Source organism: Mesorhizobium sp. M0621 (assembly GCF_040320745.1).
GTDB lineage: Bacteria > Pseudomonadota > Alphaproteobacteria > Rhizobiales > Rhizobiaceae > Mesorhizobium.
In genome coordinates this window covers 1-856 of sequence record NZ_JAMYQF010000138.1, presented here as the reverse complement: position 1 = coordinate 856, position 856 = coordinate 1, and the positions used below count along the sequence as shown (strand labels likewise).

Sequence of the window (856 nt, the reverse complement as noted above, 5' to 3'; positions counted from 1 at the left end):
GACGTCGACTTCATCTTTGGCCTCGCGCCCACCACGACCCTGCGCAAGCATGTCGCGGATCTGGAGGCCAGCACGACGGCGCGCTTGGAAGCGTCTGCCAAGACAGGCAAGGTCCGCATGTTCAAGGAGCTCGTTGACGGCGCCGCCAGCTGGAGCCGCGTCGAGCGCATCATCGCGCGGGTCGAGGTCGGCGCCCAAGGTGCCGATACCCGCTTCATCGTCACCAACCTTGCAGGTGGCAAGGCCAAGGCGCTCTACGAGAATGTCTACTGTCGGCGCGGCGCGGCCGAGAACCACATCAAGTCGTACAAGACGCATCTCGCCGCCAGCCGCACCTCCTGCACAGAGCGACGGCTTCCGGCTGTTTCTGCATGCCGGCGCCTACTGGCTCATGTGGGCTTGCGCGCCGCGATGCCGAAACGCTCGAGCTTTGCAGTCGCCCTATTCGAGATGCTGCGACTGCGCCTCATCAAGATCGCCGCGCGTGGTCGAGATGAAAACCCAAATCCGCCTGCACCTGCCGACATCCTGCCCGGACCAGCGCATCCTGCGCATCGTCCTCAGTCGCATCCCGGGACTCGCGACATGAACGATGGGGCGCAGACCTCCCGAAACAAACCCGCTGATCGCAACCTGCAAACCCCCGCCTGCCATCACGACGGAGCAATCCCGGCGCCTGACGAGGCGCGTGGAAAGCACCGCAACGGCGACCACAGCGTCGCTTCAGGCCGTCAAAAGCTTATCGCCGTGCATCAAGGCGGCTAGAGCGGTTCGCGTTTTAGCTGAATCAGGATTCCCAAGATTGAGCAAATCAGATTCGATGTTTTGACCGTTGGAGGTCGGGACTGATGGCGAA

At 62.9% G+C, this 856-nt stretch carries 1 protein-coding gene; it reads left to right on the top strand.

Going from position 1 to position 856, the window contains the following annotated elements; all coding sequences use genetic code 11:
* A partial coding sequence (locus NKI38_RS33480; RefSeq protein WP_352665158.1) for a transposase occupies nucleotides 1–765 on the top strand: 765 nt, incomplete at its 5' end.
* Between the last annotated feature and the right edge of the window lie 91 nt (nucleotides 766–856).